General features: G+C 68.3%; 21 protein-coding genes. 11 read left to right on the top strand and 10 right to left on the bottom strand.

Annotated features, from left to right (window positions below):
- Nucleotides 1-38 precede the first annotated feature (38 nt).
- Entirely contained in the window at nt 39-3032 is a 2994-nt protein-coding gene (locus EV644_RS32620; RefSeq protein ID WP_199240119.1) for a S8 family peptidase, read from the bottom strand.
- Nucleotides 3033-3305: 273 nt separating this feature from the next.
- On the opposite strand from EV644_RS32620, the gene EV644_RS44795 reads away from it, so the two are divergent.
- From EV644_RS44795 to EV644_RS32610, 3 genes are all read left to right on the top strand, one after another.
- Nucleotides 3306-3458, top strand: coding sequence for a hypothetical protein (locus EV644_RS44795; protein ID WP_158292983.1), 153 nt, complete (start codon nt 3306-3308; stop codon nt 3456-3458).
- Between the two features lie 79 nt (nt 3459-3537).
- Nucleotides 3538-5199 carry an NAD(P)/FAD-dependent oxidoreductase gene (locus tag EV644_RS32615; RefSeq protein WP_132193233.1) on the top strand — a complete coding sequence of 554 codons (1662 nt, stop codon included), beginning with the start codon at nt 3538-3540 and terminating at the stop codon, nt 5197-5199.
- On the top strand, nt 5199-6653 hold the full coding sequence (locus tag EV644_RS32610) for an ATP-binding protein (protein ID WP_132193231.1): 1455 nt from the start codon (nt 5199-5201) through the stop codon (nt 6651-6653). Before EV644_RS32615 ends, EV644_RS32610 begins: the two co-directional genes overlap by 1 nt.
- Nucleotides 6654-6772: 119 nt before the next feature.
- Here EV644_RS32610 and EV644_RS32605 read toward each other — a convergent pair whose 3' ends face one another.
- From EV644_RS32605 to EV644_RS32580, 6 genes are all read right to left on the bottom strand, one after another.
- Nucleotides 6773-7720: a sugar kinase gene (locus EV644_RS32605; protein ID WP_132193229.1), complete on the bottom strand. Its 948-nt coding sequence runs from the start codon at nt 7718-7720 to the stop codon at nt 6773-6775.
- On the bottom strand, nt 7713-8336 hold the full coding sequence (locus tag EV644_RS32600) for a bifunctional 4-hydroxy-2-oxoglutarate aldolase/2-dehydro-3-deoxy-phosphogluconate aldolase (RefSeq protein ID WP_132193227.1): 624 nt from the start codon (nt 8334-8336) through the stop codon (nt 7713-7715). The genes EV644_RS32605 and EV644_RS32600 overlap by 8 nt, the downstream gene beginning before the upstream one ends.
- 126 nt (nt 8337-8462) lie before the next feature.
- Entirely contained in the window at nt 8463-9305 is an 843-nt protein-coding gene (locus EV644_RS32595) for a hypothetical protein (protein WP_132193225.1), read from the bottom strand.
- A complete protein-coding gene (dgoD, locus tag EV644_RS32590) occupies nt 9305-10450 on the bottom strand; it encodes a galactonate dehydratase (RefSeq protein ID WP_132193223.1) in 1146 nt (381 codons plus the stop codon). Before dgoD ends, EV644_RS32595 begins: the two co-directional genes overlap by 1 nt.
- On the bottom strand, nt 10447-11214 hold the full coding sequence (locus EV644_RS32585; protein WP_241999093.1) for a FadR/GntR family transcriptional regulator: 768 nt from the start codon (nt 11212-11214) through the stop codon (nt 10447-10449). The genes dgoD and EV644_RS32585 overlap by 4 nt, the downstream gene beginning before the upstream one ends.
- Before the next feature lie 49 nt (nt 11215-11263).
- Nucleotides 11264-11986, bottom strand: a complete 723-nt coding sequence (locus EV644_RS32580; protein WP_132193221.1) for an SDR family NAD(P)-dependent oxidoreductase — start codon at nt 11984-11986, stop codon at nt 11264-11266.
- A gap of 200 nt (nt 11987-12186) precedes the next feature.
- On the opposite strand from EV644_RS32580, the gene EV644_RS32575 reads away from it, so the two are divergent.
- Both EV644_RS32575 and EV644_RS32570 read left to right on the top strand, forming a co-directional pair.
- Nucleotides 12187-13476: an ABC transporter substrate-binding protein gene (locus EV644_RS32575; RefSeq protein ID WP_132193219.1), complete on the top strand. Its 1290-nt coding sequence runs from the start codon at nt 12187-12189 to the stop codon at nt 13474-13476.
- The gene (locus tag EV644_RS32570; protein WP_241999091.1) at nt 13473-14387 is read left to right on the top strand and encodes a carbohydrate ABC transporter permease; all 915 of its coding nucleotides are present in this window, start codon (nt 13473-13475) and stop codon (nt 14385-14387) included. The genes EV644_RS32575 and EV644_RS32570 overlap by 4 nt, the downstream gene beginning before the upstream one ends.
- A 38-nt stretch (nt 14388-14425) precedes the next feature.
- Here the strand turns inward: EV644_RS32570 and EV644_RS32565 are convergent, their stop codons facing one another.
- The gene (locus EV644_RS32565) at nt 14426-15622 is read right to left on the bottom strand and encodes an RNA-guided endonuclease InsQ/TnpB family protein (RefSeq protein ID WP_132193217.1); all 1197 of its coding nucleotides are present in this window, start codon (nt 15620-15622) and stop codon (nt 14426-14428) included.
- Nucleotides 15623-15762: 140 nt separating this feature from the next.
- Here EV644_RS32565 and EV644_RS32560 point away from each other — a divergent pair, with 140 nt between their 5' ends.
- From EV644_RS32560 to EV644_RS32545, 4 genes are all read left to right on the top strand, one after another.
- Nucleotides 15763-16548, top strand: coding sequence for a carbohydrate ABC transporter permease (locus tag EV644_RS32560; RefSeq protein ID WP_199240118.1), 786 nt, complete (start codon nt 15763-15765; stop codon nt 16546-16548).
- Nucleotides 16545-18590, top strand: coding sequence for an alpha-galactosidase (locus EV644_RS32555; protein WP_132193213.1), 2046 nt, complete (start codon nt 16545-16547; stop codon nt 18588-18590). Before EV644_RS32560 ends, EV644_RS32555 begins: the two co-directional genes overlap by 4 nt.
- A 32-nt stretch (nt 18591-18622) precedes the next feature.
- Nucleotides 18623-20695 carry an NPCBM/NEW2 domain-containing protein gene (locus EV644_RS32550; RefSeq protein WP_132193211.1) on the top strand — a complete coding sequence of 691 codons (2073 nt, stop codon included), beginning with the start codon at nt 18623-18625 and terminating at the stop codon, nt 20693-20695.
- Between the two features lie 855 nt (nt 20696-21550).
- Nucleotides 21551-23092, top strand: a complete 1542-nt coding sequence (locus EV644_RS32545; RefSeq protein ID WP_132193209.1) for an alpha/beta hydrolase — start codon at nt 21551-21553, stop codon at nt 23090-23092.
- 46 nt (nt 23093-23138) lie between these two features.
- Here the strand turns inward: EV644_RS32545 and EV644_RS32540 are convergent, their stop codons facing one another.
- Entirely contained in the window at nt 23139-23708 is a 570-nt protein-coding gene (locus tag EV644_RS32540; protein ID WP_132193207.1) for an OsmC family protein, read from the bottom strand.
- A gap of 13 nt (nt 23709-23721) precedes the next feature.
- Nucleotides 23722-24888, bottom strand: a complete 1167-nt coding sequence (locus EV644_RS32535) for an NAD(P)/FAD-dependent oxidoreductase (protein ID WP_158292982.1) — start codon at nt 24886-24888, stop codon at nt 23722-23724.
- Between the two features lie 158 nt (nt 24889-25046).
- Here EV644_RS32535 and EV644_RS32530 point away from each other — a divergent pair, with 158 nt between their 5' ends.
- Both EV644_RS32530 and EV644_RS32525 read left to right on the top strand, forming a co-directional pair.
- A complete protein-coding gene (locus EV644_RS32530; protein ID WP_132193203.1) occupies nt 25047-25730 on the top strand; it encodes an AzlC family ABC transporter permease in 684 nt (227 codons plus the stop codon).
- Nucleotides 25727-26044 (top strand): AzlD domain-containing protein, encoded by a 318-nt coding sequence (locus EV644_RS32525; RefSeq protein WP_132193201.1) that lies wholly within the window; start codon nt 25727-25729, stop codon nt 26042-26044. Before EV644_RS32530 ends, EV644_RS32525 begins: the two co-directional genes overlap by 4 nt.
- The last annotated feature ends 12 nt before the right edge of the window (nt 26045-26056 follow it).

Here is a 26056-nt window from a genome sequence, read left to right as displayed (position 1 = left end):
CCCAAGGGCGGTTCAGCTCCGCGGTGCTTGTTGATCTGCTAGTTGATCGTCACTACAGTGCCGGCCCGGTTCGGGAACTCGACGAAGCCGGTGGAGCGCTGGCTCGTCGGCAGTCCGGACCACGAGGCCGTGACCTGGAAGGGCTTGCCCGCCGTGGGTGTGACCGACGGCGTCACCGTCAGCCCGCTGCCACCGGTCACCACGTTGGTCTGCATCGTGTACTGCGTGGTGTCGGCGCCCGGCGGGTTCGAGAGGGTGATCGCGAGGACACCCCAGACGCCGGGTTCGGGCGCGGCCAAGGTCGCGGAGGCCTGGTTCGAGCCGTCGCCCACGAAGGACAGCGCCTGCATCTGACCGTTGACCACCTTGTAGAGCACGAGCCAGATGCTGCCCGCCGGGTCCACCGTCTTGATGTTCCACTGGACGGCCTTCGTCGAGGCAGTCACGGTGACGGGGTAGTTCGGCAGATCAGCATCCGCCGAACCAGCGGGGACATCGCCCGGAACCAGCGGCGCCGAGACGACGCCGACCGCCCGGATCGGTACGCCGGCCTTGCCCGCGGTGACCTCGAAGGAGGCGCTGCCGCTCGCCCCGGAACCCGAGACCGCGGTCGGCGCGACGACGGAGGTCGGCTTGACCACGATCGGACTGCGGACCGACGTGTTGGCGCCCTGCCAGGTCAGCCAGCCGCTGGTGCTCACGTTGGACAAACCGGTGTCCAGGGTGAGCTTGACGGTGAAGGACTTCGTCTGGCCCGCCTGGAGATTCAGGATCGGCGGCGTGACGACAGCCTTCATCCCGGGCACGGACACAGTCGCCCGGTAGACACCGGCGGTCACGGCGGTCACTCGGCGGGTGATCGTCTGCGTACCGACCAACTGGCCGACCGCGATCGACGGGGTGTTGTAGTTGCTCGGGTCGATCGCCGGTACGCCGGTGCCGGTGTTGACGCCGTTGCCTTCCAGGTAGCCGAGCCAGTCGGCGTCACCGGAGTCGTAGACGAGCCCAGGAGTGAGCATCTTCGACGGCTGGACCTCGCCCGCACCACGCGCGAACGGGTCGTCGTTGACAGCACCGGTCGCGGTCTTGACGTCGCTGGTGGTCGTCATGAGAGCGGACTTGACCATCATCGGAGTCCAGTCGGGGTGCTTGCTCAGGTAGAGCGCGGCCAGACCGGCGATGTGCGGAGCCGCCATCGAGGTGCCCGAGTAGAACGCGAAGCTGTGGCCGTCGTTGCTGGGCGGCGCGACCGCGGCCAGGACGTTCACACCCGGTGCGGCCAGGTCCGGCTTGAGCAGGTCACCGTTGCTGGACAGGGACGGACCACGCGAGGAGAAGTCCGCGATCTGCGGGTACGGCGTGGTCTTGCTCGTCAGGTTGCCCGGAACCAGTTCCGCAGTGGCGCCCGCAGTACCGGCGTAGGCCTTGACGGACAGGGAACCCGGGGTGTTCAGGTGCACCGTCGGGACGGAGTGCGAGTCGGCCACCATGTCCTGGTCGGTGAGGTTGAGCAGGACCATGCCGACGCCGCCCGCGCGCTTGACCTCGGCGGACTTGTCGACGCGTGCTCCGGTGCCGCGGTCGCAGACGACCACCTTGCCGGCCACCTTGGCGCTGTCGAGCGTGTTCGGCAGACACTGCGAGCCGTCGTACTCGGTGCTGGCGGCCGTCCTGGCGTCCGCGCCTGTGACCAGCGGCTTGCTGCTGACCGCGCTGGCGACGCTGGTGCTGAGCCCGGCGTACTTCTCACCGTTGCCCAGGACAACAGTCGACTCGTACGGCGCGACGGTGCTCGCGGCGACGGTGGTGACCCAGGGGGAGGTGTTGTCCAGCGTGGACTCGTAGGGGCCCGAGTTGCCGCCTGCGGCCGAGACGAAGATGCCGGCCGAAGCAGCGGACAGGAAGGCGAGCTGGACCGGGTCCGTGTGCGAGGACTCGAAGATCGAGCCGACGGAGTAGTTGATCACGTCGACACCGTCCGCTACGGCCTGGTCGATCGCGGCCAGGATGTCGGAGGTGTAGCCGCCGGAGCCGACGTCGTTCTTACCGGTCCACAGCGCCTTGTAGACGGCGATCTTGGCCGCCGGGGCGATGCCGGAGATGGTGCCGAAGTTGATGCCGCCCTCTGCGACGTCCACCCCGGCCTTGCCGGCCGCGGTCGTCGCGGTGTGGGTGCCGTGCCCGCCACCGTCACGCGGCGAGGCCCAGTCTTCCCGGGCCTCCGGCGGGGTCGCGCCGAGCCACGCGTCGCCGAAGAACTTGGCGCTGATCAGCTTGGTGTTGCACAGGTCGGCGGTGAAGTCCTCGCCGGCCTGGCAGGCGCCGGTGAAGTCGTCCCCGTCGGCCTTGTGCATGACGATGGTGTCGCCGGAGCGGTACGGCTGGTAGGGGTCCGCTGCGGTCGGCTTCGTCCCGAGCTGCGGGCCCGACAGCGACGCGCTCTCCGGCCAGATGCCGGTGTCCACGACGCCGACGACGACGCCCTTGCCGGCTTCGGCGTTGCCGCCCAGGGCGGACCAGACACCGGACTCGCCGGACAGCTTGAGGAAGTCCGCGGGCTTCTTGTCGTCCAGCGCCTTGTGCAACTGGTCCGGCGTCACCGCGACGACACCCGGCGTCTTGCTCAGCTGGCCGACCTGGGCGCTCGTCAGGTTCGCTGCGAACGCGTTGATCGCGGTCGAGTAGTGCCGGGTCGCCGTGGCGCCGACCTTCGATGCGACCTGGTTGTGGCGGCCGTCGAGGAACGTGCGGTAGGCCTTCGAGTCGGGGCTGGAGGTGTTGACCTTGCGGCCCTTGGCGGGCTTGGTGGCCTTCAGCCCGGCGATGCCACCCTGGTAAGTGGCGAGCGGCTGGTCGGCCAGCGTCACGACGTACTTGCCGGGCGCGAACTTGGGCAGCCGCAGCGAGGAGCTGAGGTCGTCAGGTGGCGGAGAGCCCGGTGAAGGCGCGAGCTGTGCCGCGTTCCCGGCCGGTGCCGCGAAGGCGGCGGTGCTGAGGACGGCGGCCGCGATCAACGCGGTCCTCCGACGCAAGGACAGATGATTCACGCGATTCCTCCAGTGCTGGAGGGACGGGCGGATGTGCGTCCCTCGTGTCCTGACCGCGGCTGTCGCCCCGGTCGCCCGCCCCCGAGCCCGGACGCATCAGAGCGTCCCGCACAAGTAACCGCTTGTTCACCGTTTTGGCTTCAACTAGCCGCTGGCGAAAACCTGCCACCCCGCCAAGCCCTCATTGCAACAACCTGCAACCAGGTTGCTACGGACGGCTTCGAACGATATGAATCTCCTGACTCTTCCTCGTCCGCGGTGGTCACGCCGGGAGCCAAGCCGACGAGGGTTCGTGAGCGCGGCGCCTCCCCGTCGTTCCGGGGACTGATGACGTGGTCGATCAACTGGGTCCGGTACTACAACTGGGAGTTCGAGAACAGCCACGCGCCGTACCTCGCGGCGCTGCCGTGATGTCCGGTTGCCGGGGAGTTCGCTTACGCCTGCGGATTAACGTGCTCCGGAATTCGCCCCGCGCTGGTATGAAAGGAGCATGCCTACGTCATCTGCCCGCCCGGTGATCCTGACCGTGGACGACGACCCGGGGGTCTCCCGCTCGATCGCCCGCGACCTGCGCCGCCGGTACGGCGAGGAGAACCGGATCGTCCGGGCGGAAGCGCCGGACCAGGCCATCGAGGCCCTCCGCGAGCTCAAGCTCCGGGGTGAGCCGGTGGCCCTGCTGCTGGCGGACTACCGGATGCCTGGGATGTCCGGGATCGACTTCCTCGAGGCCGCGATGGACCTGTTCCCGCTCGCCCGCCGGGTCCTCCTCACGGCGTACGCGGACACCGATGCGGCCATCCAGGCGATCAATGTGGTCGACCTCGACCACTACCTGCTGAAGCCGTGGAACCCGCCGGAGGAGAAGCTCTACCCGGTGGTCGACTCGATGCTGGAGCTCTGGCGGTCTACCCCGGAGCTGCCCACCGACGAGACCCGGGTGATCGGTCACCGCTGGTCAGCGCCGTCGTTCGAGGCCCGGGACTTCCTGGCCCGCAATGCCGTGCCCTACCGCTGGATGGGCGTCGACGACGATGAGAGCAAGCGCCTGCTCGAGGCGGCCGGAGTGGACGGCGCGATCCTGCCCGTGGTGATCACCCCGGACGGCACCGTGCTGATCCGCCCGAGCGAGGCCGACCTCGCCGACAAGGTCGGGCTGTCCACCCATCCCGCCGAGGAGTTCTACGACCTGGTCGTCGTCGGTGGAGGACCAGCGGGTCTCGGCGCCGCCGTGTACGGCGCGAGCGAGGGGCTCCGCACGGTACTGGTGGAGTCCGTCGCGACCGGTGGCCAAGCCGGCCAGTCGAGCCGGATCGAGAACTACCTCGGATTCCCCGACGGCGTGTCGGGGGCTCAGCTGACCGATCGCGCTCGGCGGCAGGCGATCCGATTCGGGGCCGAGTTGCTCACGGCCCGGCAGGTGGTCGGGCTGGAGACGATCGGGTCGGCCCGACGGCTGGAGTTCTCCGACGGCAGCGAGATCTCCGCGCACTCGGTGATCCTGGCGACCGGCGTCTCCTACCGAACCCTGGATGCTCCCGGCGTGGACGACCTCTGCGGCCGCGGGATCTACTACGGCTCGGCGACCACCGAGGGCCCGAGCTGCGCCGGCCAGGAGGTCTACATCATCGGCGGCGCGAACTCCGCCGGGCAGGCCGCGGTCTATTTCTCGAAACACGCGAAGCGCGTGCATATGCTGGTAAGAGGTCCCTCACTCGAGGCGACCATGTCGTCGTACCTGATCGATCAGATCGACGGCATCGACAACATCGAGGTGCACACCTGCACCCAGGTGGTCTCCTGCAAGGGGTCCGACCACCTGGAACGGGTGACGCTGACCAACAGCGCGACGGGCGAGAGCCGGGAGGTGGACACGGAGTGGATGTTCGTGTTCATCGGAGCGGCACCGCGGACCGACTGGCTGCCGGGTGACCTGCTGCGCGACGACCGGGGCTTCGTCCTGACCGGGCCGGACCTGCGTGGCCGGCCGCCGGGCTGGAGTCTGGACCGCGATCCGTACCACCTGGAGACGAGCATGCCGGGAGTCTTCGCGGCCGGCGACGTCCGGGCCGAGTCGGTGAAGCGGGTCGCCTCCGCGGTAGGCGACGGAGCGATGGCAGTGACCTTGGTGCACCGATACCTGGAGATGCTCTGATGACGACGACCGATGACACCCTCCGGATGAGTCGCGACGAGCTGCGCACCCTGTTCCTGTTCGAGCACCTGAACGACGACCAGCTCGACTGGCTGTCCCGCGAGGGCTACGTCATCAAGGTCGACGAGGGCCGGGTGTTCAGGGAGGGCGACGAGGCCAGCTGCTGCTACATCATGACCTCGGGCTCGATCCGGATGTGCAAGCTGCTCCAGGGCGAAGAGGTGGAGATCAACCGGACCGCCCAGCGCGGCGTGTACGCCGGTGCGTTCAACGCATTCTTCGGCGCCGACGACCGCAAGGCCTACACGGCGTCGATGTACGTGCTCGAGCCGTCGGAGTTCTTCGTCATCGATGCCGCCACGATGGCGACGATGATGAACACCTGGTTCCCCATGGCGGTGCACCTGATCGAGGGCTTCGCGCAGGGGATGCGCCGGACCAACGAGACGATGGGGCAGCGCGAGCGGTTGCTCGCGCTTGGTTCCTTGTCGGCCGGTCTCACGCACGAGCTCAACAACCCTGCCGCTGCCGCCGTACGCGCCGCCGCGACCCTGCGCCAACGGGTCGCCGGGATGCGCTCCAAGCTGGCGATGCTTGCCGACGGCACCCTTGACACGACGAAGCTGCACCAGCTCGTCGCGATCCAGGAGGACGCGGTCGAGCGGGTGGCGAAGGCGCGGGAGCTCTCCCCGATGGAGCTCAGCGACGCCGAGGACTCGCTGACCGACTGGCTGGAAGACCACGACGTGCGCAACAGCTGGGACGTCGCGCCGGTGCTGGCCGCGGTCGGCCTGGACGTGCCCTGGATGGAGGAGGTGCTGACCGCCGTCGGACCGGAGTACCTGGAGGGCGCGATCCGCTGGCTGATGTACACGATCGACACCGAGTCGCTGATGAACGAGATCGACGACTCGGTGACCCGGATCTCCACCCTGGTCGGCGCGGCCAAGCAGTACTCGCAGATCGACCGGGCGCCCTTCCAGGTGGTGGATCTGCGCGAGCTGCTGAAGTCGACCCTGGTGATGATGTCGAGCAAGCTGGACGGCATCACAGTGGTGAAGGACTTCGATCCCGAGCTGCCCCCGATCCCGGCGTACGCGGCTGAGCTGAACCAGGTCTGGACCAACATCATCGACAACGCGGTCAGCGCGATGAGCGGCTCCGGCACCCTGACGCTGCGCACCAAGCGCGACGGCGCCTATGCCGTGGTCGAGATCGGCGACACCGGACCGGGCATCCCCGACGAGATCCGCAACCGGATCTTCGAGCCGTTCTTCACCACCAAGCCGATCGGCGAAGGCACCGGCCTGGGCCTCGACATCTCCTGGCGCATCGTGGTCAAGAAGCACCACGGCGACCTCCGGGTGGACTCGAAGCCAGGCGACACCCGCTTCAAGATCGTGCTGCCCATCGACCCAGAATCCGAGGTCGCCGCCCAGGGCGACCTGCTGTAGACAGACCTCCTGCGGTCCGACGTCCTGAGGGCCGGTCTGGGCTCAGGACAGCAGAGTGGCGGCGGCGTCGAGGCGTCGGCCCCAGGCCAGAGCTGCTGAGTCGCCTTCGCGGACGGAGGTCAGCGGAGGGCGGTGCCGTGGGTGTGGGTGAGGAGGGTCAGGTCCTCGCGGGTGGGGAGGGATTCCCAGTCGCCGTGGGCTCCAACGCAGAAGGCGCCGGAGGAGGTGGCGCGGTCCAGGCGGGCTTCGGTGGCCAGGTTGTCGAGGGTGGCGGAGAGGTAGCCGGAGACGAACGCGTCGCCTGCTCCGATGGAATCGACCACGGTGACGGGGAGTGCTGGGCGGTGGATGACGCCGTCGATGGAGTGCGACCAGGCGCCCTTGCCGCCGGCGGTCACGACGACCTCCGCGATGCCGCGCGAGAGTAGATCGGCGATCGGCTCGCTGGCGTCGGTGAGGATGCCGAGCTCGTCGTCCGAGGCAAAAACTGTTGTCACGTGGGGAAGTAGCTCACGCAGAGCGGCGGCCGCTTCCACGCGAGACCACAGCCGAGCGCGGTAGTTGACGTCCAGAGACACCCCGAGCTCCGCCTTAGCACCAGCCTGTACTGCGGCCAGCGTCGCCGCGCGAGCTGACTCCGAGATGGCCGGCGAGATCCCGGTGACGTGCAGCAGCCGCGGAGCCGCCTGGCCAGGAGTTGCCGTGATCGCGGCGACGCATTCGTCGGCGGTCAGGGTGGAGGCGGCCGAGCCGCGGCGGTGGTAGCTGACTCGGGTGATGTCGTGGGCCGGCTGGTCGAAGGCGATGAAGCCGGTGAAGGAGTCGTCGGAGAAGCGGAGATAGCTGGTGTCGACGCCTTCCGCGCGGAGGGTCCGCTGGATCAGGCGACCGGGCTCGTCGTTGCCAACAGCACCAATCCAGGCGGGGTGGTGGCCGAGTCGGGCCAGGCCGATAGCCACGTTGCTCTCCGAGCCGGCCACCGACAAGTGCGCCTCACCGCCCAGCCGCATGGGTGCCCTGGTGCGGATCGAGACCATCGCCTCGCCGAAGGTGAGAACGTCAGGCATCGGCAACCGCCGTGAGGAATTCGGCCGCGCGGGTGGCGAGGGCGGATTGCGAGCCTCCGGTGCCGGCGTCGCCGAGAAGGGGAGAGCCGATACCGACGGCGAAGGCGCCGGCGGCGAGGTACTCGGGGGTCGAGCTGGCGTCGACTCCGCCGACGGCGATCAGCGGGGCGTTCGGCAGGGGAGCGCGGAGTTCGCGGAAGTAGCCGGGGCCGTACAACTTGGCCGGGAAGATCTTGACCGCCAGCGCGCCGAGGTCGAGTGCGCCGATGACCTCGGTCGGGGTGAGCGCGCCGCACAGCAGCGGGAGGCCGAGCTCGACGCTGCGGTGGGCGCCGCGGGTGATGGCCGGGGTGACGACGAAGCCGGCTCCCGCCGCGGCGACCTCGTCGGCCTGGGCCGCACCGACGACGGTCCCGGCGCCGATGAGTACCGATGGGTCGAACTCCGAGCGGGCCTTCGCGATCGCCTCCGCGCCACCGGGCGTCGTCAGGGACACCTCGAGAATGGTGATTCCTGCGGTCACCAGCGTGCGGATGCACTCCAAGGCGCGGTCCGGTCCGTCGGCGCGGATGATCGCGAGCACCTTGCGCTGGCTGAGGTCGGCAAGCAGGTCCATGTGCACTCCTTCAGAGACGGGTTCACCGTATTGCACCGCGCGCGGACGACCTCGCGGAGGTGCTCGACCGATGAGATAGGACGGACGGGGTTCTGGCCGAGGGCGCGAGGCAATCGGGGCATCAGCTCAAACTGTTCTGGCGGAGACCACGAGCCGCCAGGTCAGTTCACCCGACTCCGGCACCACCGCCGCATCACCAGGTCCCGCCTCGGCTAGATCGAACACCCGCCCCAGCATCGGTTCCACACCCAGACTCCGGTACGACGAGTCGGCCGGAAACCCGCCGAGGTTCCGCCACAGCGCAGTGGACACCGGTTGCCCAGGGCAACTCAACGACCAGGTGAGCTCGAGAGCGCCGTCCACCACAGAAGCAGTTGGGCAGTCGACCAGCACAGCCCCGACGGCGGTCCCGTCGGAGGGCCCATAAGTGGCCAAGTCAATCCCGGCAGGCGAAGGCCAGCTCGCCTCAACCCAGGGAGCTCCCACAGGCCAGTCCAGCAGCGAAGCGGCCTCCGGGTACAGGCGACAAGTCGTGCCGTCCGGGACGTCCAGGAAAGCGCCGGCTGAGCACTCGAGCAGGGCGTGAGCTGCCCAGACGAAGCGAAAGCCGGCCGGGGCGATCAGCCGATAGTCCGCCCAGATCGTGTGGGTCTCCGTACTGTCCGGCACGTCCCCGCCGTTGAAGCGGCGAAGCAGCACAGCATCCTCGTACTGAACAGCGTCCCAGTCCTCGTCATCCTCCACGGGCGACCACGGCTGGTTCCACAGACCGCCGTGGTCGGGCGTTCCCCGCACGGTGGGGAAGCACTCGTCGAGGCCGCCGACATCGACGTACGTGGTCATGCCCTCGCGAGATCCCGAGACCAGACCAGGGCCTTGCCACAACCACTCCCGGCCGGCCATCCGCAACGACGTCCACCGGCCGCCGTCCTCGAGGTCCAGCACGACCTCGTTCTCTGGCAGGTTCATCACCATTCGGCGAACGACCCATCGTCGTGGGTCCAGACCGGGTTGCGCCAGCTGTGCCCCTTCTGGTCGGCCGCGCGTACGGCGTCCTCGTCGACTGTGATCCCCAATCCAGGAAGGGGATTCCACTCGGCGTGCCCGTTCACCCAGGTGAAAGGCGTCGGGTCCGTCACGTACGAGATCAGGTCGCTCTCGCCGTTGTAATGAAGCCCGCGACTCTGCTCCTGGATCAGGAAGTTCGGCGTCGCGAAGGACACCTGCAAGCTGGCGGCCAGTGAGATCGGTCCCAGCGGACAATGCGGAGCAAGCAACGCCCCATGCGTCTCAGCCAGTACTGCGATCCGCCGCAACTCCGAGATCCCACCGGCATGCGACACGTCGGGTTGAACCACAGCAACGCCGGCGTCCAACGCGGGAACGAACTCCGACCGGTTGTACAACCGCTCGCCCAAGGCAACGGGCACGGTAGAACTGCTGATCACCTCAGGCAGGTGATGCAGATGTTCCGGCAGCACCGGCTCCTCGACGAACAGCGGGTGCAACTCCTCGACGCTGTGCAGAATCCGCCGGGCCGCGGCAACCCCCACCCGGCCGTGCAGATCGATCGCCACATCCCGGGACTCACCAAGCACAGAACGAGCAGCGGCAAGACGCGAGACGATCTCGTTGATCTCGGCAAGCGATGGCGAGGGCTGGATCCGGCCGCTCGCGTTCATCTTCACGGCGGTCATCCCGGCCTCGAGCTGTGCCGCGACCTGGTCCGCGATCTCGGCCGGCTCATCCCCGCCGACCCACGCGTAGACCCGCACCCGATCCCGCACCCGGCCGCCGAGCAACGACGCGACCGGAGCGCCGTACACCTTGCCGGCGATGTCCCACAGCGCGTGGTCGAGCCCCGCGACGGCGCTGCTCAGCACCGGACCACCGCGGTAGAAGCCACCCTTCGACAGGATCTGCCAGTGCCGCTCGATCTGCAGCGGGTCCTGGCCGATCAGGTACTCCGAGAGCACCTCGATCGCCGTCCGTACCACCTCCGCGCGGCCCTCGACGACAGGCTCGCCCCAGCCGACGACACCGTCGCTCGTCTCGATCCTGCAGAACAGCCAGCGCGGGGGAACCAGGAAGGTCTCGATCCGCTCGATCTTCACTTGCGACCCCGGCCGGAGGACTTGCGCACGGTCGGCTCGCCGTCGGAAGAGACCCGGCCGGACGAGTCGCGCACGGCCGACAGGTCCTCGGCGGCCTTCGCCAGCAGTTCGCGCATCGCGAGTTCGGCTCCCTCGGGATCGTGCGCCCGGACGGCCTCGACCACCCGCGCGTGGCTCGGTACCGGATCGTCGGAGGGCTTCACCCGGTGCACCAGCCGGTCGCGATCGGCCAGGCCGGTCTCCATGATGACCTCCATCTTGGTGAGCAACTCGTTGCCGGTGGCAGCGAGCAATGCCTTGTGGAAGGCGAGATCCGCCTCGACCGCGGCCAGGTCGTCGGCGGCCGACGACATTGCCGCCAAGGCTTCATCCAGTGCGAGCACCTGCGCGTCAGAGGCCCGTACTGCGGCCAGCCGGGCGGCGGCCGGTTCGACGATGCCGCGCACCTCGTGCAACTCCTCGAGCAGCTCGGGCCGGACGTCGTCGTCGAAGTGCCAGCGAATCATGTCCGCGTCCAGCAGGTTCCAGTCGGACCGCGGCCGGACGAACGTGCCGCGCTTCTGCCGGGCGTCGACGAGCCCCTTGGCGGTCAGCACCTTCAGCGCCTCGCGCACCGCGGTCAGGCTGACCCCGAGATCCGCCTGCAGATCGGGCACGTTGATCGTCGACCCCTCGGGGATCTGCCCCGACAGGATGCGTTGCGCCATCACCTCCACGATCTGCCCGTGCAATCCCCGAGACACCCCGCGCTGAATCCCCGTCACGCCGCCCGTCCCCTCACTATGGAGCCCATCCCCGTCGCGCACATCACCGTCATGCCGAGTCCTTCACCGCTGACCAGCCACCATCGACCACCAGGCTGGCGGCCGTCACGAACGAAGCTTCCTCCGACAGCAGGAAGGTCACCACTGCGGCCACTTCGTCGGGCCGCCCGAGCCGCCCGATCGCAGTGGCCCGTGCGCTCTGAGCCTTGCCCTCGGCGGTGACCCGGTCCCACGCGGCCGTGTCGACCGGGCCCGGAAGCACAGTGTTCACCCGGATCGACCCGCCGTACTCGACCGCGAGCTGCCGGCCGAGTGCAACCAGTGCCCCCTTGGTCGCCGCGTATGCGGGATGCCCGGGGATCCCGGCCAGCGCATGCACCGACGACACCAGTACCGCGGATCCGCCGCGCGCCGACAGGTCGGCGTACAGGGTCTTGAAGCCGAGGAAGGCCGCGGTCAGGTTCACGTCGAGCTGGCGTTGCCAGGAGGCCTGGGTCAGCTCGTGGGCCGGCTGCACGTCGACGGTGAAAGCGTTGCTGACGAGTCCGTCGATCGGCCCGAGCTCGTCACGCCCTCGCGACAACACCTCGTCCCAGGTGTCTGCGGACGAGACATCGCCCTGTACTGCGATCGCCCGGCCCGGGGCCTCCTTGCACGGCTGCAGGTCGACCTGCACAACCGAGGCACCCTCGTCGAGCGCTCGCTGGACGCAGGCGGCACCGATACCTGTGGCGGCACCGGACACCACGATGACGCGATCAGCCAGACGCACCAGAGCCTCCGCACGGTCTCCAACGATGAACGAGAACCCAGTTGATCGTGAGCACCCTGCCACGTCAAGCGATTTGCTCGTAATTTACGAATTAATATTGACACGCCGAACCAGCGGCTGCAAGATCCTCCGCAGAACGAACCACTCACTCGACTGGCACGGCGGGTCACCGTCGGTGCCGAGATTCTCAGGAGTAGGGCATGACGGGTCTGGCAGCTGATCGGCGGACGTTCCTCAAAGGGCTCGGAGTGCTCGGGGCCGCGGCCCTGGTGCCGGGGTGTGCCACCTCGACACCCTCACCCGGGTCGGGCAGCAGCACCGGCTCGACCGGGCCACTCTCGTTGCAGTCGAACCTCTCCTCGGAGCAGGCGAAGGCCGCGATGGAGAAGCTGGTCGAGACCTACAACAAGTCCGGCGCCGCCACGGTGAAGCTGAACACCGTCGCGTCGGAGATCTTCCGCACCCAGCTTCCGACGTACCTGACCTCGGCCAACCCGCCGGACGTCTACACCTGGTACGCCGGCTCGGTGGCGGACTCGTACGCCAAGAAGGACCTGCTGCTGGACGTTTCCAGCGTCTGGGACAGCATGAAGAACTACCCGCAGTCGATGCAGACGCTGTCCACCAGCAGCAACGGCGAGAAGATCTTCGTGCCGACCAGCTACTACTGGTGGGGCATGTTCTACCGCAAGTCGAACTTCGCCAAGTGGGGCGTCACCCCGCCGAAGACCTGGGAGGAGTTCCTTCAGGTCTGCAAGACCATCCAGGGCAAAGGCATCCCGCCGATCGGCATCGGTCTCGGCGACACCCCTTGGGTGGCTTCGGCCTGGTTCGACTACCTGAACATCCGGATCAACGGCGCGCCGTTCCACCGCCAGTTGCTGGCCGGCGAGGGCCGCTTCGACGACCCGAAGGTGAAGGCCGTCTTCACCAAGTGGCAGGAGGCGCTGCCGTACTTCGACCCGAAGGGCAAGTCGTTCCCCTTCCAGGAGGCGACTTCCGCGTTGCTGGCGGGCAAGACCGGGATGTTCCTGATCGGCACCTTCTTCGCCGACTCGGCCCCCAAGGACGCGCTCGACGACATCGACTTCTTCCAGTTCCCGATCATCGACCCGGCCGTACCGGTGGCCGAGGAGGCCCCGACCGACGGCTACTTCGCCTCGAAGAAGGCCAAGGACCCCGAGGGCGTGAAGAAGTTCCTCACCTGGCTCGCGACGCCCGAGGCGCAGCAGATCTACGTGCAGAGCTCCTCCGGTACGGCGATCCCCGCGAACCCGGACGGCAAGTCCGCCGACACCCCGCTGGTGCGGAAGGGCAAGGCGATGATCGAGAGCGCGAAGGAGCTGACCCAGTTCTTCAACCGTGACTCCAGCGACGCGCTGCAGCCGACCGCCGACGCCGCGCTGACCAAGTTCCTGGACAAGCCCGACCAGATCGACAAGATCCTGAAGGACTGGCAGGCGGCGGCGGAGAAGGTCTTCAAAGCGTGACCGCAACAGCGATCCAGACCAGGACCCGGGCCAGGACGGAGAAGCGTCCCTGGCGGGTCTCCCCACTGATCCTCGCGTTCGTCTTCATTCCGTTCGCGATCGAGGCTGTTTGGGTGTTCTGGCCCGCTCTGCAAGGGTTCTGGCTGTCGCTGACGAACTGGGACGGCCTGTCCGCTCCCGAGTTCGTCGGCTTCGGCAACTTCCGCGACATGGTGTCGGACCCGATCTTCCGGACCGCGCTGAAGAACACCGCGATCTGGCTGGTGCTGTTCGGTGGGCTCAGCGTCGCCGGCGGCTTCGGGATGGCCCTGCTGCTGCAGAAGGAGCGCCGCGGCGTCGGCATCTACCGCGCCGCGTTGTTCACCCCGGTCGTCTTCTCGCTGGTGGTCACCGCGCTCATCTGGCGCGTCTTCTACCAGCCCGACGGCCTGGTCGACTCCGTACTGCGGGGCGTCGGGCTGGGCGACTTCATCAGGCCCTGGCTCGCGGATCCCGACACCGCTCTGTACGCCGTGATACTGCCCGCGTTGTGGCGGCAGATCGGCTATGTGATGGTGCTCTACCTGGCCGGCCTGAAGGCGGTCGACCCGGCGCTCTACGAGGCGGCGCGGATGGACGGCGCCTCCGCCTGGCAGCGCACCCGGTACGTCACGATCCCGCAGTTGAAGGGCGTGAACGCGGTGGTGTTGTCGGTGATCGTGATCGACTCGCTGAGGTCGTTCGACATCGTCTGGTCGATGACCAGGGGCGGCCCGTACCACTCGTCCGAGCTGCTCAGCACCTACATGTACTCGACCGCGTTCCAGTCCACCCAGCTGGGCTACGCGTCCGCGATCGCCGTGGTGATCTTCGTCCTCGCCCTCGCCGTCATCCTCGGCTACCTGATCCGCGCCTTCCGGGAGGAGACTTGACGTCCGCCCCGCCCCTGAAGAGTCGGGGATTCCAACCACTACCTGGAGGTAGCGTGTTGAGGTTCACGCTTCGGCGAGGCCCGTACAGGCGTCTCTCGGCGTGCGCTGGCGGCCCGTCCGGCCGCGATGTTGACTGCCGCGTTCACGTCCGCGTTCGCCTGATGTCCGCAGGCTGTGCACCGGAACACCGCTTGGCTCTCGCGGTTCTCTGGTGCGCAGTGCCCACAGTCGCTGCAGGTCTGCGACGTGTACGCAGGATTGATTCTCTCGACGCGTCCCGCTGCCTTGTGCTCCAGGCGCTGGACGAGCAGGCCCCAGCCGTTGGCCAGGATGCCACGGTTCAGTCCGGCCTTGGCGCGGCGGCGATTCGGCAGGTACGACCCTGGCCGTCCGGGGTCGGGTTTGGGTCGGGGGCGTTTGGTCATCTGGGTGACCCGCAGGTCTTCCACACGGATGACGTCGAACCGCCGCGCGAGGTCGGTGCTGGTCTTCTCGACCCAGTCCTTGCGGCGGTCGCGGGCGCGGGCGTGCAGCTTGGCGATCGCGGCCTTGACCCGCTGGCGGCGCTTGGAGCCGCGGCGGCAGCGGGCGAGGCGGCGTTGCAGGTGCTTGAGCCGAACCTGTTCGGTCTCGGACGGGCCGGGGCAGGTCAGGAGTTCTCCGGTGGACAGCGCGGCCGCGACGGTGACGCCGCGGTCCACCCCCACGACCTCACCCGTCCCGGGTGCGGGGATCGGCGGCGGGATCGCGGCGAACGCGATATGCCACCGACCCGCCCCGTCATAGGTGATGCGGTACGACTTCGCGTCGGGAATGGCACGGGACTGCCGGAACCGCACCCAGCCGATCTTGGGCACCAGCACCCGCGCCCACTTCCGGCTCAGCTTCATCACGCGGGACGCCTGGGCGCCGACGATGCGGAAACCCTCGTTGACCCCTGCCTTGCGCCACGTCGGCCTGCGGTGGGTGCCAGCATGGAAGTTCTTGATCGCCTGGTCGAAATCCCGCAGGGCTTGCTGCTGGACTGTCTGCGAGCCTGCCCGCAGCCAGCCGACCGCACCCCGTGCCTCGGTCAGTTGCCGTGCCTGCTCGACGTACCCGGGCGTCGGGCCTTTGTTGCGGGTCCACATCGACCACTGCTCAAGCGCGAGGTTCCACACGTACCGGGCATGACCGCACTGCTGCAGCAACGCGGCTTGCTGCGCGGGAGTCGGGTACATCCGGAACCGAGTCATGCCATCTACCCAATCATCCGGGACCGACAGTCCCCGATCCCCGAAGGGAGGGAGTCGCGGTTCGTCCCCGTCCTGATGGACGGGGCTTTCCCGCGACACCTCAAGTGAACCGCCTCAAGACCTCTGGCTACCACGTGGCGATGGGGCTCATCTCGTTCGTGTGGATCGCGCCGATCCTGTGGGTGGTGGTGATCTCGTTCCGCAGCTTCGACGACGTCGCCACCAACGGCCTGGGGTCTCTGCCGCACTCGTTCACCTTCTCGACGTACCAGTCGGCATGGGAGGACGCGGACGAGTTCCGGGCGCTGATCAACTCGCTGGTGGTGACGATCCCGGCGGTGATCCTGAGCCTGGGGTTGGCCTCGATGGCGGCGTACGGGCTGGCGCGGTACAGCATCCCGTTCCGGCGGACGGTGCTGCTGCTGATGCTGATGGGCAACCTGCTACCGCCGCAGATCCTGCTGATCCCGATCTCGCGCTTCGTGGAGCTGACGGGGTACTACGACACGTTGTACGCGCTGATCGCGGTGCACGTCGGGTTCGGGCTAGGGTTCTACACGTTCGTGCTGCACGGGTTCATGCGGGATCTGCCGAAGGAGATCCAGGAGGCCGCCACGATCGACGGCGCCGGGCCCGGGAAGATCTACGCCAGCGTCATCCTCCCGCTCACCCGTCCCGCGATGGCCGCGCTCGGAGCGCTGTCGTTCACCTGGATCTTCAACGATCTGCTCTGGTCGATCACGGTGATCAGGTCCGGCGAGAAGATGCCGGTGACACCTGCGTTGCTCGGTCTGCAAGGACTGTTCGTGTCGTCCTGGAACGTGATCGCGGCCGGCACGGTGATCGCGGCGATCCCGACGCTGGCGGTATTCCTGAAGTTCCAGAAGCACTTCGTCTCGGGTCTGGCGATCGGAGCCGTCAAGTGAACCGCTGGACGTTGCACGGGGCAACCACCTCCTACGTGGTAGAGGTCCCCGAGCACGGCCTGTGGGCATCGCTCGCCGCCTGGGGCCCGCACGCGGTGGCTGACGGCCCCTCCACGATCGCCCTCGTCGGCACCGAACACTTTCTCCCCCGAGCCGACGTGCAGCCCCTCGAGTACGCGGTACGAGGCATCCGCTACACCAACCCCACAGAGCTGGTGGTGTCAGGCCCCGACGGCTCGGACGAACTCCGCCCGATCTTCACCGGCGCCACCGGAGAAGGCGACTCGCTGGGGTTGACGTTCACGGATGGGTTGCGGGGGCTTCGGGTTGTGCTGCATTACCGCATGCCTGCTGATCTCGACGTGGTCGAGCGGTGGGTCTCGGTGCACAACGACGGGTCTGATCACCTGACGTTGCACCAGCACGACTCAGCGGGCTTTGTCATTCCGACCACCAGCGGCGCGGTCGTCCGCTACCTCTGGGGTGAATGGAACAGCGAGTTCCAGCGGGGTGAGCTGGACCTGCGTCGCGGGCGCTTCACCATCGACAGCCGGCAAGGCATCACCGGGCACTCCTACTCACCGTTCCTGTCCGTTGCGGACGCTGCGGATCCGACCGGTACCACGTGGGGTGTACAGCTCGCGTGGTCCGGTTCGTGGCAGCTGAGCGCGGACGTCGACACCACCGGGCAGACCCGGGTCCAAGCAGGCCGGGGTCCGTCCACCCTTGGCCTCGCCCTTCCCCCTGGGGCGTCCTGGGTCTCCCCGGTGGCCGTCGGCGCGTGCAGCACCGAAGGGCCCGACGGACTGGCTCGCGTCTTCCACGCCTATCAGCGATCGCTGGCGGGGGTGCGGCTCGGCGTGGAGCGGAAGGTCCTCTACAACTCCTGGTTTGCGACGGAGTTCGACGTCCGGGCGGACCACCAGCTCGAGCTCGCCCGGCGCGCGGTCCGGGCCGGCGTGGAGACGTTCGTGGTCGACGACGGCTGGTTCACAGGTCGCACCGATGACACCGCCGGTCTGGGGGACTGGGAGGTCGACTCGTCGGCCTTTCCTGACGGACTCGACACCTTCATCGCCGACCTGAAGGACCTCGGCCTGGGCTTCGGTCTGTGGGTAGAGCCCGAGGCGATCAGCCCCGGCTCCGAGCTGGCCGCCAAGCACCCCGAGTGGATCCTCCGCACCGACGGCCGCGAACCCCTGCTGATCCGCAACCAGTTGCTGCTGGATCTGAGCCGCGACGACGTCGCCGGCTGGATCTGGGAGACGCTCGACCGGCTGCTGTCGTCGTACGAGATCAGCTATCTCAAGTGGGACGCCAACCGGGCCAGGCTGGACGCGGGTGATCAGCGGCGGGATCTCGACGGTCAGGTCGTCGCCAATCTCTACAAGATCCTCGATCGACTCCGGGTGGACCACCCTGACGTCTTCGTCGAAGGTTGTGCCGGCGGTGGAGCCCGCGTCGACCTCGGCATGGCCGCGCGGGTCGACACGCTCTGGCCGAGCGACAACACCGCGCCGCTGGACCGCCTGAAGATCCAGCGCGGTTTCCTGACCGGCTACTCGCCGCACCTGATGAGCTCGTGGGTGACGGATGCCGAAGGCACCCATGACGGGCGTGAACGCTCGCTCGACTTCCGCTTCCACGTCGCGATGGCGGGCGGCCTCGGGATCGGCGCGGACCTGTCGCGGTGGAGTGACAAGCAGCTGGAGGTCGCGGCCGGCCACGTCGCGCAGTACCGCGAGATCCGCCAGACCGTTGCTGAAGGCAAGCTCCACTGGCTGAGCGTCGGGCCGGTCGTCGGCGCGCAGTACGTCGGGGCCGATCGGTCGGTCGTGTTCCTCTGGAACACCGGCGACGCGAATATTCGCGGCACCTTGCCGACGAGACCCCGCAGGATCCCGCTGGTCCGGCTGGATCCCGCGAAGAAGTACCGGGTGGGGGATGAGGTCCACCCGGGCAGCTACCTGCTGCAGGTCGGCGTCCGCTGGGACGGCACGACCGATTCGAACTGCCTGGTCGTCGAGGCCCTCGACGCCTGATCCGTCCATCACCGGCAGCAAAGGAAGACGACGTGAAACGACTATCCGCCCTGCTCGGCGGTCTGCTCGCGGCGGTCCTGGTGACCGCTTCGCTCGGGACCACCGCGGCTCCCGCTTCCGCCACTCCGACCTCGCCCGCCCAGGTGGTCAGCCCCACGCCGTACATGGGCTGGAACACGTACTACGGTCTCGGCGGCGACTTCACCGAGGACACGATCCGCTCGGTCGCCGACTCGCTGGTCAGCCGTGGCCTGGCGAAGGCCGGCTACGGCATCGTTTGGCTGGACGGCGGCTGGCAGGCCGACCAGTCCCGAAGCGCGGCCGGTGACCTGGTGCCGAACCCCGCCAAGTTCCCGAACGGCTTGCAGCCGCTCGTCGACTACATCCACAGCAAGGGACTGAAGGCGGGCATCTACACCGATGCCGGTCCTTACATCCCGGGCAGGTGCGGGCTCGGCAGCGGCGGCTACTACCAGCGCGACGCCGACCAGTTCGCCGCCTGGGGCTTCGACGCCGTCAAGGTCGACTACCTCTGCGGGATCGCGGCGGACCTCGACCCGAAGACGGTGTTCACCGAGTTCGCCCAGGCGCTGCGGAACAACGCGAGCCACCGGCCGATGATCTTCAACCTCTGCAACCCGGTCACCTCGCCCGACTGGGGCAACTACCCGGAATCGCAGCAGTCGATCAACTCCTGGTCCTACGCGCCTGGGATCGCGCAGTCGTGGCGCACGTACACCGACGTCGGTTTCCAGGGCGACATCAAGTTCAAGGACGTACTGCGCAACTACGACGCGAACGCCCGGCATCCGGAGGTCGTCAAGCCCGGTGCCTTCAGCGACCCGGACTACCTGGCTCCCGAGTTGGGCATGTCCGACGAGGAGTTCCGTACCCAGTTGACGCTGTGGTCCGTGGCCGCCGCGCCGCTGGTCGTCGGCAGTGACATCCGCAAACTGAGCGCTGCCACCGTCGGCATGCTGACCGACCCGGACGTGATCGCGATCAATCAGGACCGCGCCGCCGTCCAGGCCGTCCGCGTGGGAGCGGCCGGTACTACGGAGACGTGGGTCAAGCGGCTCGCCGACGGCGGCCGTGCCGTGGTCCTGCTCAATCGGGGTGAGAGCGCGAAGACCCTCACCACCACGGCATCGGCCGTTGGCCTGAGCGGCGCCCGCTTCACCCTGAAGAACGCGTGGACGAACTCCGTCACCGAGAGCGCGGGCACCATCAGTGCGGCTGTCCCCGCGCACGGTACGGCGCTGTTCCGGGTCGAGCCCGCTAGTGGTCTGCCGGGGATCCCGCACGTGACCGCAGGTATCCCGCAGGTCACCCAGGTCGGCAGTCAGGTGCTGCCCGAAGGCACCGCTCCGGTGGTTGCCGGTGGCGACGAGCTCCGCGCCGAGGTTGCCGTCCGCAACGACGGCCTGCTCCCGGTGTTCGAGCCGGCCGTCACGCTGACCGCACCGGCGGGCTGGACGGTGACCCCGATCGGCAAGGCGCCGCAGCTCCTCGCCGGTGGGCTGAAGACCACCCTCGCCTTCAAGGTCAAGCTCCCGGCCGACACCGCCGCTGGAAACGCCGCGCTCACCGCGACCACGTCGTACGACGTGATCGGGCACGGGCGGTTGCGTCAGACAACGGTCTCGCCGGTGATCGTGGCACCGGCGCCCCCGGACGGTACCGCGCCCCTGTCGCACCACCAGTGGATCACCGCGACCAGTGGCTGGATGTCGCCGACCATCGACGAGGCGGTCGGCGGTGGGTCGCCGATCAGCCTGGTCGGGCAGACCTACCCGACCGGAATCGGCGTTGCCTCGCCGTCGCAGGTCCGGTACTACCTCGGCCAGCAGTGCAGCCGGCTGACCGCGACCGTCGGCATCGACGACGCCGTCCGCAACGTCGGTCCGGAGGGCGGTACGTCGACCTTCCAGGTAGTCGGCGACGGCAAGGTTCTGTACGACAGCGGCACCGTCGACCGGGACAACCCGAAGCAGGTCGACGTGGATCTGACCGGCGTCCGGGTGCTCGACCTGATGGTCGGCGACGCTGGTGACGGCGGATACAACGACCGCGCCGACTGGGCCGCACCGACGGCCACCTGCTGACGCACTGGCGGCTCTCCAACGGCGCATCGTGTTGATGCGCCGGCGAGGTTCCGACTTGGCTTGAACCAGTCAGTCGCCGAGGGCAGACCGTGATCCGGTCTGCCCCTCGGATGTATTCGGGTGGTCGCCGGACAGCTGCCCAACCGCTCGTTCAGTAGTCGGGACCTTGAACATGAAGCGGGTTCGACCGCTGCCGGGTTGTTGGCCGCCTGGCGGGTTGTTCGGCGACTTGTGGCTCGTGTCCGGGTCCGCTGGCGGGTTGGTCGCCGGCTGGCGGCTTGTTCGGCGCCAGTGGCCGAACAACCCGTCATTGGGCCGCCGATTGGCGGGTCTGGGGCCCGGCGGCGTGCGGTGGTGGGGACCGCGGACACCTTCTGGGGGCTGTGGCCGCCGGTGGCGGTGTTGTGGTGGGGGGCTGGGACACCTGGTGGGCACCTGGGACAGGTCATGTGGGGTCCGATTCAGGGTCCTCGCTTGGTGTTCAAGGTCCCTGCAGCCGAAGCCGCTCTGCGGCGGGGATTGGGCTTGAGGTGGTGGTCGGTGACTTCGCGGGAACACCGACCACCACTTCGCCTATTTGATCAGATCTTCAACTCTTTGGGCACAGTGCTCCCCGTGACAAATTCCTACCGAATTCGCCGACTCGCCGTTCGGTAGTGACATCCGTGCCTCCTTGTGTCGGAAAGTGCTTGCTACAGCTACTGAAGGGACACTTGCGCGGAGTTTGATCCGCCCCAGAGCGCTCGCAGTCCTTACGGCCCTCGCCCTGACGGCCCCGGCTCTGACCGCCGGCGCCGCCCCAGCAGCCGGAGTACCCCGCTCGCCTCCTGAGGATCGAGGGCGCATAGTCGAGGTGTGGCGCTTGGGTTCGGTGGGGATGTGGAGTTCGACCCGGTCTTGTTCGAGGTGCGGCGGGGTGGGGTTGCGGTGCCGTTGGAGCCGCAGGCCTTCGATGTGCTGGCCTATCTCGTATCGCACCGTGATCGAGTGGTTCCGAAAGAGGAACTGATGGACGGGGTCTGGGGCGGCCGTTTCGTCAGCGAGACGGCCGTCACCAGCCGGATCAAGCAGGTCCGGCGGGCCCTCGGCGACGACGGTCACAGTCAGCGGATGATCCGGACACTGCACGGCCGGGGCTACCGGTTCGTCGCGCCGGTCGAGGCACGGGCCGAGCAGCGGTCGATCGAGCCGATCCGGTACACCGTCAGCGACGGACTCCACATCGCCTACCAGGTGACCGGCGGCGGTGAGCTCGACATCGTGCTGATCTCAGGGTTCGTGTCGCACCTCGAGCTGGACTGGGCGGATCCACGGCACGCGCATTTCCTGCACCGGTTGGCGTCGTACGGTCGCCTGATCCGGTTCGACAAGCGGGGCACCGGGATGTCGGACCGGCCGTCCGGTCTGGCGGATGTCGAGACGCGGATGCACGACGTACTGGCCGTCATGGACGCCGTCGGCTCCCGCCGGGCGGTACTCGTCGGGTACTCGGAAGGTGGGCCGATGGCGATCCTGTGCGCGGCGGCTCATCCCGAGCGGGTCGCGGGGTTGGTGCTGTACGGCACGTACGCCAAGCGGGTCTGGTCCGAGGACTACCCGTGGGCGCAGAAACAGCAGGAACGCGAGGCCTACACGGACCGGCTCGTCAACGGCTGGGACTGGGAGGCCGACATGCGGATGCGCTGCCCGTCGGCCGACGGGCCGATGCAGCGGTGGTGGGCGCAGCGCATGCGAGCGGCCGCGACGCCGTCGACCGTCCGAGCGCTGATGGACATGAACTCGCTGGTGGATGTGCGGGACGCGTTGCCGGCGGTACGGGTTCCGACGCTCGTGCTGCACCGGGTCGGCGATGCGCTCGTCGATGTCGGGGGTGCGCAGTTCATCGCCGAGCGCATTCCGGGCGCCCGGCTGGAACTGCTCGATGGTGACGACCACTTCGTCTCGGGGAATCCTGACCAGATCGTCGACGCGATCGAGCGGTTCGTGCGAGACCTGCCCGATGCGGCAGACCGCCCGCTCGCGCTGGCTGCCGCGGCCGCGCCGGCTGGACCGCGGGCCGGTGATCTGGCGTCCGGGCTGGTCGCGGCCGGTGGTCGCCTGTGCTCGGGTCCCGGGGATCGTGAAGTGGTGCTGTTCGATGGTCCCGCGACCGCGGTGCGCGCCGGACTCGCCCAGCTGCGCCGCGGCGACAAGCTTGGAGTCGCGATCGCGGAGGTACCGCGTGACGAGACCAAGCTCGACGCGCACGGCGTTCAGCTCGCGATCACGCTGGCCGATCTGGCGACGCCGGGATCGTTGTGGCTCTCCTCGGCGGTGTGCGATCTGATCGCCGGTTCGGGCGTCGTGACTGAACCTCTTGACGGCTTCGAGGCCTTCCTGGCGGTCGCCGCGCAATGAAGGCCGGCCTGCCCCGGGGAAGGGCAGACCGGCCTGTGGGGGGTGATCAGGCGGTCGCGACGTCGATCGTCACCGGCACGCCGTGCGTGATCACGTCGTACACCGCTGAGCGCCGGCGGGACTGCTCGACCAGGCCCGCCAGCTTCTCGGCGTCGGCGTCGCCCTTGACGTGGAAGACGACGCGGATCCCCTCGTACCCGTTGCGAACCTCCGGGTCGAGCCCGAGGATGCCGAGGAGGTTGATGTCGCCCTCGACTGTCGACGAGACCTCCTCGAGGTGGATCCCGCGGGCGGCGGCGATGTTGGCCAGACCACTGGTGAGGCAGGCGGCCAAGGCATGCAGCAGGTGCTCAGCCGGCGTCGGACCGTTGTCGCCGCCAACCAGCACCGGCGGGTGGTCGGCGTCGAAGGTGAAGTCCGCCGGGCGGGTGTTCTCCTGCCCAGCCCCGTAGTACCCGTTGATCACGCCGCGGTTGTGCGTGCCGCTGATCCACCTGTTGGTGGCGCGGAACTGGAACCGGGCGATCTCGGGCTGTGCCTTGACCGCGTCGAGCGTCGCGAAGAGTGTCGCGGTGTCGACGCCGTTGCGGCGGTTGTCGGTCGTGGTAGTGGTCATGGTTCTGTTCCCTTCAACAAGCGATCAGGTCGTTGCGGCCGGGGAATCCGGCCAGTTGTTCGGCCTCGCGGTCGAGTGCCACGCTGAGCTGGATCTGCAGCTCGACGAAGCGGTCCATCGGTGGGAAGGCGGTCAGGGCGCGGGTCAGGTCGAAGACCTCGCGCAGCATCGCGTCCCGGACGTCCTGGTACGACGCCATGGCGGCCCGCTCGACCTTGGGGTCGCGCAGGCTGAGATCGAGGGCGGTCGCCAGCAACTCCGCATCACGGAACGCGTCGGTGATGCCATGTCCGGTGATCGGGTCGCGGTGGTAGCCGGCGTCACCAACCAGCGCCCACCCCGGGCCATACGGTCGGCGAAGGTAGTTCGGCAGCTCGACAGCACCGCGGACCGGCGCGGTCACCCGGCCGGCGCGCACGCGACGCCCGAGGCCTGGCACCAGCTGTTCGAGCGCCTGGAGGAACGCCGGGATGCGCGCGGAACCCGCCGTACGCACCGGATCCAGCGCATCGGTCGGCTGGATCAGCCAGACGCAGGCCAGGTCGTCGTGGGTCGGGAAGACCCCGGCGTAGGCACCGGGCGCGACATGGAACTCGAAGCTGTCCGATCCGAGACCGGCCACATAGGTGTAGTAGGTCGAGCAGGTCGGGGTGAAGTGCTCCAGCGTCTCGGCACCCATGAACCCGGCCATCCGCGACTGGCGTCCGTCCGCACCGACCACGAACCGCGCGGGCAGTTCCAGGCGGTCGCCACTCGAGGTGTGGGCCGTGATGCCGGTGACCCGACCTTCGCTGGACCGCAGTACGCCGGTCGCCTTCAGACCCGTGACAAGGCCGGCGCCGGATTGCTGTGCAGCGTCAGCTAGGACACCGTCGAGCAGGTGGCGTCTCGGGGCGATCAGGGAGTCGACACCCGCACGGTCCTTGATCGGGCGGGTTATCGCGTTGCCCTCGATGTCGAAGACCACCTTCCTGACCGGCGGCGCGCCGATCCGGTCGAGCAGTCCCCACCGCGCGAGCTGGACGACACCGCCTCGTGCGATCGCGTGCGTCGACAGCGTGTCGCTCGGCAGTCGCGCTTTGTCCACCATCACGACGTCGTGGCCCAGCTCGGCCAGCAACATCGCGGTCGCGGCTCCGGCACACCGTGCGCCCACCACCACAACGTCGTACCTGCTCATTTCCCGCCCCATTTCGTCACGACGACTCTGCGGCGGGATCGCCGCCGGAAGCTTGGAGACGAGGTGGAGGCGGGGTGGAGGACCAGTCGCCACGTTTCTCCACATTTCCACCGCCTGGCCGCCAAGCCGTCGTACGCGATCAGCAGGACGGTTGCGTCATGAGGTCTCTTCTCGGCAAGACAGCGCCGTGCCATGCGTTGGCCCTGCGCGACGTTGCTTCGGTCGCACCGGGCCTGGCCGCGTTCGGCATGACGCTGGGCGTGACGATCTCCGCGCTCGGCTTCGGCACCTTGCCGGGTCTGGTCGGTGCCGGTGTGGTGTACGGCGGAAGCGCGCAACTCACCGCGGTGACGCTGGTCCATCAAGGCGCCGCGTTCGCAGTCGTCGTCGCGTCGGCCGCCATCGTGAACTCGCGCTTGCTGCTGTACGGCGCGTCGATGTCGCGGCGGTTCAGGGACCAGCCGACCTGGTTCCGCTGGCTGGCCCCGCACTTCGTCATCGACCAGACGTACCTGCTGTCGAACGCCCGTCCCGATCTCGACGCGCGCACGTTCCGGCGGTACTGGGGCTGGCTCGGCTTCCTCATCCTGGTGCTCTGGTCATCGTCGATTGCCGTCGGCATCCTCGCCGGCCCCGCGCTGCCGGAGTTGCCTCACCTCGTATTCGTCGGCACCGCCATGTTCCTGGGCATGCTGGCGCCCCGCCTGACGAACCGCCCGGCCGTCGTGGCCGCAGTCACGGGAGGACTGGTGGCTGCCATCATCGGCCTCGTCCGCCCGGAACTCGGCATCGTCGGCGGGGCGATCGCAGGCGTCATAGCTGGATCGGCAGTGCGACGATGACCGCACTACTGGCGATGCTCATCCTCGGCGCAGTCTCCTGGGTCTTCCGCATCGCCTTCATCACCCTGCTACCCGCCGAGCGCCTACCGACCCGCTTCCAGACCGCCCTCGACCACCTCGCGCCCGCCGTACTGGCGTCCATCGTGGCCGTAGAACTAGTGACCTTGCTCCGCGGTGCCTCGCCTACCCAAGCCACCGCTCTCCTGGCAGCCGCCGCCATCATCACCGCAGTCGCCTACCACACCCGCAACCTCACCATCGCCTGCGCCCTAGGCCTCTGCACCGTCCTGGCCCTGCACTACCTGACCGCGTGAGCTTGCGTGTCA

This window comes from Kribbella orskensis (assembly GCF_004342085.1).
GTDB classification, from domain to species: Bacteria; Actinomycetota; Actinomycetes; order Propionibacteriales; family Kribbellaceae; genus Kribbella; species Kribbella orskensis.
The sequence above is the reverse complement of the archived record's forward strand: the minus strand, read 5'-3'. Positions and strand labels throughout refer to the sequence as shown.

Bases quoted from the DNA above. Each gene is read 5' to 3' on its own strand.
- EV644_RS32615 (WP_132193233.1), top strand. From the start codon at position 3,538: ATGCCTACGTCATCTGCCCGCCCGGTGATCCTGACCGTGGACGACGAC.
- EV644_RS32610 (WP_132193231.1), top strand. From the start codon at position 5,199: ATGACGACGACCGATGACACCCTCCGGATGAGTCGCGACGAGCTGCGC.
- EV644_RS32605 (WP_132193229.1), bottom strand. From the start codon at position 7,720: ATGCCTGACGTTCTCACCTTCGGCGAGGCGATGGTCTCGATCCGCACC.
- EV644_RS32600 (WP_132193227.1), bottom strand. From the start codon at position 8,336: ATGGACCTGCTTGCCGACCTCAGCCAGCGCAAGGTGCTCGCGATCATC.
- EV644_RS32595 (WP_132193225.1), bottom strand. From the start codon at position 9,305: ATGAACCTGCCAGAGAACGAGGTCGTGCTGGACCTCGAGGACGGCGGC.
- EV644_RS32575 (WP_132193219.1), top strand. From the start codon at position 12,187: ATGACGGGTCTGGCAGCTGATCGGCGGACGTTCCTCAAAGGGCTCGGA.
- EV644_RS32565 (WP_132193217.1), bottom strand. From the start codon at position 15,622: ATGACTCGGTTCCGGATGTACCCGACTCCCGCGCAGCAAGCCGCGTTG.
- EV644_RS32560 (WP_199240118.1), top strand. From the start codon at position 15,763: ATGGGGCTCATCTCGTTCGTGTGGATCGCGCCGATCCTGTGGGTGGTG.
- EV644_RS32540 (WP_132193207.1), bottom strand. From the start codon at position 23,708: ATGACCACTACCACGACCGACAACCGCCGCAACGGCGTCGACACCGCG.
- EV644_RS32535 (WP_158292982.1), bottom strand. From the start codon at position 24,888: ATGAGCAGGTACGACGTTGTGGTGGTGGGCGCACGGTGTGCCGGAGCC.
- EV644_RS32530 (WP_132193203.1), top strand. From the start codon at position 25,047: ATGAGGTCTCTTCTCGGCAAGACAGCGCCGTGCCATGCGTTGGCCCTG.
- EV644_RS32525 (WP_132193201.1), top strand. From the start codon at position 25,727: ATGACCGCACTACTGGCGATGCTCATCCTCGGCGCAGTCTCCTGGGTC.